This window comes from Streptomyces coryli (assembly GCF_011044975.1).
In the GTDB taxonomy this organism is placed as follows: Bacteria; Actinomycetota; Actinomycetes; order Streptomycetales; family Streptomycetaceae; genus Streptomyces; species Streptomyces coryli.
Window position 1 is genome coordinate 1 of the sequence record NZ_JAAKZV010000328.1, and the last position, 7,413, is coordinate 7,413.

Annotated in this window: 5 protein-coding genes; 3 read left to right on the forward strand and 2 right to left on the reverse strand. The window is 72.4% G+C overall.

From position 1 onward, the window contains the following. Positions 1 to 215 precede the first annotated feature (215 nt). Positions 216 to 530, forward strand: a complete 315-nt coding sequence (locus G5C51_RS38120; protein WP_165244849.1) for a MazG-like family protein — start codon at positions 216 to 218, stop codon at positions 528 to 530. A gap of 31 nt (positions 531 to 561) precedes the next feature. Here the strand turns inward: G5C51_RS38120 and G5C51_RS38125 are convergent, their stop codons facing one another. Beyond that, entirely contained in the window at positions 562 to 1,464 is a 903-nt protein-coding gene (locus tag G5C51_RS38125) for an amidohydrolase family protein (RefSeq protein WP_165244851.1), read from the reverse strand. A 16-nt stretch (positions 1,465 to 1,480) separates the two neighbouring features. After that, the gene (locus G5C51_RS38130; protein WP_165244852.1) at positions 1,481 to 2,722 is read right to left on the reverse strand and encodes an MFS transporter; all 1,242 of its coding nucleotides are present in this window, start codon (positions 2,720 to 2,722) and stop codon (positions 1,481 to 1,483) included. A gap of 244 nt (positions 2,723 to 2,966) precedes the next feature. On the opposite strand from G5C51_RS38130, the gene G5C51_RS38135 reads away from it, so the two are divergent. Further along, positions 2,967 to 6,470 carry a DNA polymerase III subunit alpha gene (locus G5C51_RS38135; RefSeq protein ID WP_165244854.1) on the forward strand — a complete coding sequence of 1,168 codons (3,504 nt, stop codon included), beginning with the start codon at positions 2,967 to 2,969 and terminating at the stop codon, positions 6,468 to 6,470. Beyond that, on the forward strand, positions 6,467 to 7,413 hold a 947-nt coding region (locus tag G5C51_RS38140), incomplete at its 3' end, for a DNA polymerase Y family protein (protein ID WP_338118459.1). The genes G5C51_RS38135 and G5C51_RS38140, both read left to right, overlap by 4 nt.

Sequence of the window (7,413 nt, forward strand, 5' to 3'; positions counted from 1 at the left end):
CCCTCTCCCCTCCGTAGCCAGCCACCCCACCCGCACCGCCCCGTACGCAACACGGCAGCGCGGCCGTCACCATCCGATACCAAGCCGTCCGCCCGTATGCCAGGCTGCCTCCCAGCGCGAAGTCCCGCAGGCTGGGTGAGTGTTGAGAAAGTCGCTGTCGGTCGGGGGCTTCGCGCCGTCCGCGGCCGGCCGCTGTCGACGGCTAGGCTCGCCGCATGTCGGAGAGCGAGATCCTGTGGAGCCGTGTCGAGCGGCTGTATCCCCTGTACGCCGGGCTGGATGAGCAGACCCTGATTCTCAAGCTCTCCGAAGAAGTCGGGGAAGTCGCTGAGGCGTACATCGGGATGCGTGGGCTCAATCCCCGTAAGGGCGTGTGCCGTTCACGCGATGACCTGCTCGACGAGCTCGCCGACGTGATGGTGACCGCCGCTGTCGCCATGTGCGGCGTCACCGGCGGCGACCCCGCGGCTGCCCGCGCGCACCTGGAGCGGCGGCTCGAGGCGGTGGCCGAGCGGGCCGGGGTGCTCTGAAGCTCTGAAGCCCTCACAAAGCACCCAACCGCTACAACCCGAACACCCGCGCCGCATTGTCATGGCACACCGCCCGCAGCCACTCATCCCCCAGCCCCGTCACCTCGCGCATCGACTCGAGGGCTTCGATGTACGTGTACGGGATGTTGGGGAAGTCCGTGCCCAGCAGCACCCGGTCCTGCAGCGCCGCCAGCCGCGGCAGGGCCGCGCGCGGGAACGGGGCCGCGGCCTCGGCGAAGGGCGTGAACGCCATCGTCGTGTCCAGCATCACCCGCTCGTAGCGCTCCGCCAGACCCAGGAAATCCTCGTACTCCGGCATCCCCAGATGCGCCACGATCAGCGGCAGCCGCGGGTGTCGGGCGAGCAGCGCGGCCATCGGTCCCGGCCCGGTGAACCGGCCGGCGACAGGCCCGGAGCCGCAGTGCGTGACCACGGGCACGCCGGCCTCGGCCAGCAGGCCCCACACCCCCTTGAGTGCGGGGTCGGCCGGGTCGTAATCCCCGACCTGTAGATGGCACTTGAATACCCGCGCCCCTTGCTCCAGCGCCCGCCGCACATCCGCCTCGGCGCTCGGCTCGGCGTAGAACGTAGCCGTGTGGAGGCAGTCGGGGGTGCGCGCGGCGAAACCCGCCGACCAGTCGTTGAGCCAGCGGGCCATGCCGGGCTTGTGCGGATAGAGCATCGAGGTGAAGGCCCGGACGCCGAAGGAGCGGAGCAGCTCCAGGCGCTGCCGCTCCTCGTGCCGGTACGTGATCGGCCAGTGCCGGCCGATCAGCGGACCTGCCGATTCGAAGTACGCCCACACCTTGGCCAGCACCCGATGCGGCATGAAGTGGGTGTGGACGTCAATGAGATGGGTCAGACCGAGCGAGCGGCGGAAGCCGGCGACCTGGGCTGCCTCGTTCTTCACCGGCACGTGCCGCCTCCCCTTCATCGCGTACGTCAGCAGGCTAACTCCCGCCCTCCGCGCCGTCCGTCGCGGGTGACGGCCCGCTGAAGATCCGTACTGTCACCGCCATCAGGAGCGCGGTGATCCCGCCCATCATCATGACCGCGGAGGTGGAGGCGGAGTCCACGACGACACCGCCCGCCAGCGCGCCCAGGGACATGGTCGCCTGGAACGAGGAGGTGAAGAGCACGGTCGCCGCCTCCGGCGCGTGCGGTGCCGCGGCCAGGAACCAGCTCTGCGAACAGACCGGCACCGCGCCGTATGCGAGGCCCCAGACGATCAGCAGCGCGATCGCGCCGAGCTGGTGGCCCGTCCCGATGACGGGAAGCAGCAGGGTCGCGGTCGCCAGCATGCCCGCGACCGCGGTGAAGGTGACGCGCAGGGCGCGCCGTACGAGCGCACCCGCGGCGAAGTTGCCGGCGATGCCCGCGACGCCGTAGATCAGCAGGGCTGTGGTGATGAAGGCCGGGCCGGCGTCTGTCGCGTCCTCCAGGAACGGCGTGACGTAGGTGTAGGTGCTGAAGTGGGCCATGACGATCAGGAAGGTCACGGCCAGCCCGACCCGGACCTGCGCGCTGCCGAGCAGGTCGCGCAGCACGGTGAGGCGGGTGACGTTGTCCGGCGGCAGCGGGGGCACGAGGGCGATGAGTGCGGCGAGGACGGCCAGCGTGAGGACGCCCATGGCGATGAAGGCCGTCCGCCAGCCCGCGAGATTCCCGAGGAAGACGCCGGCGGGCACGCCGAGTACGGAGCCGAGCGGGACGGCGGAGAAGATCACGGCGGTCGCCTTGCCGACCTGCTCCGGGGGTACGAGGCGGGAGGCGAGTCCCGCGCCGATCGACCAGAAGCCGCCGATGACGAGCCCGACGAGCACCCGGGAGATCATCATGACCCAGTAGGCGGGCGCGGCCGCGGCGAGGAAGTCCGCCAGTGCGAGCAGCAGCATCAGGACGCCGAGCATGACGCGCCGGTCGACCCGCCCGGTCGTGACGGTCACGGTCGGGGCGGCGACGGCGGCGAGGATGCCGGGCACGGTCATCATCAGCCCTGCTGTGCCGTCCGAGATCCCGAAGCTGTCGCCGATCGTTGTCAGCAGGCCGATCGGCAGGATCTCCGTGGTGACGATGGAGAAGATCCCCAGCATGACGCAGCCGACGGCGAGCCAGCCGATCACTGGTGACCGAGGGGAAACGGCGGCGGCGCCCCTGGGCGAAGGCGTGGCGGAAGTGGTGGCTGTGGACATGACCTGAGTCCAGCAGCCGGCCTCGGGTGGTGCTGGCGGGATCTCGACGTCAACGTCGCTGCCCCTCACCTCACCTCACCTCACGTCACCTCACCTCGCGAACCTCGCGAACTCCCCGTTCCGCTTCTACCTGCGGAAACGTACCGGCGCGTCGTGTCGCACATACATTCGATTACCGTTATGGTTGGTCCCGACGACGATCGATGGGGGTCAGAGCAGCAGTGACGGCGAGGCGGTGCGACGGATGCAGGGATTTACGCATCTGCGCACCGTGTCGGGCTTCTCGCTTCGGTACGGGGCCTCGCATCCGGAGCGGCTCGCGGAGCGGGCCGCCGAGCGCGGGCTCGACGCGCTTGCCCTCACCGACCGGGACGGGCTCGGCGGCGCCGTGCGGTTCGCGAAGGCGGCGGCCAAGGCCGGGGTGCGGCCGCTGTTCGGGGTGGACCTGGCCGTGGGGGAGCGGGCCGAGGGGGTCGCACGTAACGAGCGGAAGCGGGCGCCCGTGCGTGGGGGCGCCTTTGTCGACGAGTCGGCGCAGCGCGTCGGATTTCTCGCCCGGGACGGGGCCCGTGGGTGGGCCGAGCTGTGCCGGCTGGTCACCGCCGCGCACGCCGATCCCGGGGGCGGGCGGCCGCTGCTGCCCTGGGACGCGCTGGGAGAGGCGGGCTCCCGGGGGAGCGGCGTCACCGTGCTCCTCGGACCTGACTCCGACGTCGGCCGGGCCCTGGCGGCCGGTCGGCCCGACCGGGCCGAGCGGCTGCTCGCGCCCTGGCGGGAGCGGTACGAGAGCAGTTCGCTCCGCCTCGAGGTCGTCTGGCACGGGATGCGCGACGGCACCGGGCCCGGCACGCTGCGGCTCGCCGCCCGTACGCTCGGGTTCGCCGCGGAGCAGGGGATCAAGCCCGTGCTGACCAACGCCGTGCGCTACGCCGATCCGGGGCAGGGTCCGGTCGCGGACGTGCTCGACTCCGCGCGCCGGCTGGTGCCCATCGACCCGCGCGGCGCCCCGGGCAAGGGCCTCGACAGCGGTGAGCGGTGGCTGAAGCCGGCCGACGACATGGCCGCGATCGCGCTGCAGATCTCCGAGGCGGCGGGCTGGCGCGGCAACACCGCCCGCCGGCTGCTCGACCTCACCCGGGAGACCGCGGCCGCCTGCCAGGTGGACCCGGAGGACGACCTCGGGCTCGGCCGGGTCCACTTCCCCGAGCCGGAGCTGGTCGGCGCCGGAGTCAGGACGGCGGCGCGGGTGCTGCGGTCGAAGTGCGCGGGCGCGATGGTGCGGATGCGCTACGACCGGGATCCCGACCGCTGGCGGCGGCTGGAGCAGGAGCTGGAGCTCATCGAGCGGCAGGGGTACGCCTCGTACTTCCTCACCGTCGCCCAGGTGGTCGAGGACGCGCGGGCCCTCGGGGTGCGTACCGCCGCGCGCGGGTCCGGGGCCGGGTCGCTGGTCAACCACCTGCTCGGGATCGCCACTGCCGACCCGGTCGAGCACGGGCTGCTGATGGAACGTTTTCTCTCCGGCAAGCGGTCCGCGCTCCCCGACATCGACGTGGATGTGGAGTCGGCGCGGCGGCACGACGTCTACCGCGTGATCATCGACCGCTTCGGGCCTGAGCGGGTCGCCACCGTGTCGATGCCGGAGACCTATCGGGTGCGGCATGCCGTACGGGACGTGGGGACCGCGCTCGGGATCGACCCGGCCGAGGTGGACCGGCTGGCGAAGTCGTTCCCGCACATCCGGGCCCGGGACGCCCGCTCCGCGCTGCAGGAGCTGCCGGAGCTGCGCGACATCGACCCGCAGGCGTACGGCGGGGCCCGGATGTGGGACCTGGTCGAGGCACTGGACGCGCTGCCGCGGGGGATCGCCATGCATCCGTGCGGGGTGCTGCTGTCGGACTCGTCGCTGCTGCGGCGCACGCCGGTGGTGCCGACCAGTGGCGAGGGCTTTCCGATGTCGCAGTTCGACAAGGAGGACGTGGAGGATCTGGGGCTGCTCAAGCTCGATGTGCTGGGGGTGCGGATGCAGTCTTCGATGGCGCACGCCGTCGCCGAGATCGAGCGGGCGGACGGGCGGCGGATCGACCTCGACGACCGGGAGCAGGTGCCGCCGGGGGACCCGAAGACGTATCGGCTGATCAAGTCCTCCGAGACGCTCGGGTGCTTCCAGATCGAGTCGCCGGGGCAGCGGGATCTGATCGCGCGGCTGCAGCCGGAGACGTTCCATGACCTGGTCGTGGACATCTCCCTCTTCCGGCCGGGGCCGGTCGCGGCCAACATGGTCGAGCCGTTCATCCAGGCGCGGCACGGCGGGAAGCCGGCCTCGTATCCGCATGAGGATCTCGAGAAGCCGCTGCGGGATACATACGGGGTCGTGGTCTTCCACGAGCAGATCATCTGGATCTTCCACGTCATGACGGGGTGCACCCTCGCCTTCGGCGATTACGCGCGCCGGGCGCTGTCGAGCGCCGACCAAGTCGGGCGGGTGCGGGCGTGGTTCGCGGAGGAGGCGCGCAAGCGGGGATACGACGAGGAGGTCGTCGAGCGGACGTGGGAGATCGTCGAGGCCTTCGGGGCGTACGGGTTCTGCAAGGCGCACGCGGTGGCGTTCGCGGTGCCGACGTATCAGTCGGCGTGGCTGAAGGCGCATCATCCGGCGGCTTTTTACGCCGGGTTGCTCACGCACGATCCCGGGATGTATCCGAAGCGGCTGCTGCTCGCGGATGCGCGGCGGCGGGGAGTGCCGTTCCTGCCGCTGGATGTGAATGCGTCGGATGCCGCCTATCGAATCGAACTGGTGTCCGGTGAGGAGGGTGTCGGCGGGTGCTATGGCGTCCGTCTCGCCCTCTCCGACGTGCACGGGATGAGCGAGGACGAGGCGGCGCGGATCGTCGCGGGGCGTCCGTACGCCTCGCTGCAGGACCTCATGGCGCGGGCCCGGCCGTCGCGGCCGGTCGCCGAACGGCTCGCGCAGGTGGGCGCGTTGGACCGCTTCGGCAGCAATCGGCGGGACCTGCTCCTGCACATCGCCGAGCTCCATCGCGGTCAGCGGCGGGCACCGCAGGGGCAGCTGGCGCTGGGGGCGGCGGACGACAGCGGCGCCGCTGACGAGGTGGCCCCGGCCCACCTGCCCGACCTCAACGACGCCGAACGGCTCGGCGCCGAGCTCGGGGTGCTCGGCATGGACACCTCCCGGCATCTGATGAGCGATCACCGGGTGCTGCTGCAGGAGCTCGGGGTCGTATCGGCGAAGCGGCTGAAGGAGGCCAGGCACGGGCAGGTGGTGCTGGTCGCGGGCGCCAAGGGGGCGACCCAGACGCCGCCGATCCGGTCCGGCAAGCGGGTCATCTTCACGACGCTGGACGACACGACGGGGCTGGTGGACTGCGCCTTCTTCGAGGACAGCCACGACGCCTGCGCGCATACGGTCTTCCACTCCTGGCTGCTGCTGGTGCGCGGCGTGGTGCAGCGGCGCGGGGAGGGCAGCGGCAAGGCGCTGTCGGTGGTCGGGGCGGCGGCCTGGGACCTTACGGAGCTGGCCGAGCTGCGGCGCGAGGGCGGGCTCGACGCGGTGGCGGAGCGGCTGGCGGAGCAGCCGCGGGCCGGCCGGGGTGACGGGGCCGGGCGGAGCATCCGGCTGGAGACGGGCTACGAGCTGCATCCGTGGGCGGACCTGCAGCCGCCGGGGGAGCCGGTCAAGCACACCAGCCGCAAGCTGTGGCACCAGAGTCCGGGGAGTGCAGGGTGAGCGTTCTCTACATCCACTACCACGGGGAATCCGGCGGACCCGGCGAGGAGATCTACGGGCAACTCCTCGCCATGCTGGCCGAGTTCACGCCGGTCGTGCAGGCGCTGCCGCCCGATGCGGCGCTCGCGGACGTGGCGGGCAGCCTGCGCTACTTCGGCGTGGACGCCACCGGGCTCGCCGAACGGATCCGGGTCCGCGCCGCCGGCCTTTACGCGCTGCGCTGCACGGTCGGCGTCGCCGCGAACCCGCTGCTCGCCCGCATGGTCGCCGCCGACGGGCCGCCGTCGGCGGTGCGCACGCTGCCCGACGACGTGGACGCCGTCGCGGAATTCCTGGCGAAGAAACCCGCCGCCGCGCTGCAGGGCGTCGGCCCGGCGACGGCGCGGACGCTGTCCTCGTACGGACTGGACAGCGTCGGCCGGATCGCCGCGGCGCCGCTCGGCACGCTGCAGCGCATCCTGGGCGCGTCGGCGGGGCGGCGGCTGCACGCCGCGGCGCGGGGTGAGGACCCGACGCCGGTGACGCCGTCGGCGCCATCGCGCTCGCTGTCGGCCGAGCACCGCTTCGACCACGACGAGCTGGACCGCGACCGGCAGCGGGCGGCGCTGGTGCGGCTGGCGGACGGGCTCGGGCTCCGGCTGCGGGCGGAGGAGCAGGTCGCCCGCGCGCTGACCCTGACGGTGCGATACGCGGACCGCTCGACGACGACCCGCACCCGCAAGCTCGCCGAGCCGACGGCGCACACCCCGGCGCTGACGGCCGCGGCCTACGAACTGCACGAGCGGCTGGGGCTGCAGCGGGCACGGGTACGCGGGGTGTCGCTACGGGCGGAAGACCTGACAGCGGCCGAACTGGCCAGCCGGCAGCTGTCCTTCGACCCGGCGGACGAGCGGGCCCGGCTGGCGGAAGCGGCGGCGGACCGGGCGCGGGAGAGGTTCGGGGC

Excerpts from the sequence above, each read along its gene's own strand:
- G5C51_RS38135 (WP_165244854.1), top strand. The coding sequence starts at position 2,967 with ATGCAGGGATTTACGCATCTGCGCACCGTGTCGGGCTTCTCGCTTCGG.
- G5C51_RS38125 (WP_165244851.1), bottom strand. The coding sequence starts at position 1,464 with ATGAAGGGGAGGCGGCACGTGCCGGTGAAGAACGAGGCAGCCCAGGTC.
- G5C51_RS38130 (WP_165244852.1), bottom strand. The coding sequence starts at position 2,722 with ATGTCCACAGCCACCACTTCCGCCACGCCTTCGCCCAGGGGCGCCGCC.
- G5C51_RS38120 (WP_165244849.1), top strand. The coding sequence starts at position 216 with ATGTCGGAGAGCGAGATCCTGTGGAGCCGTGTCGAGCGGCTGTATCCC.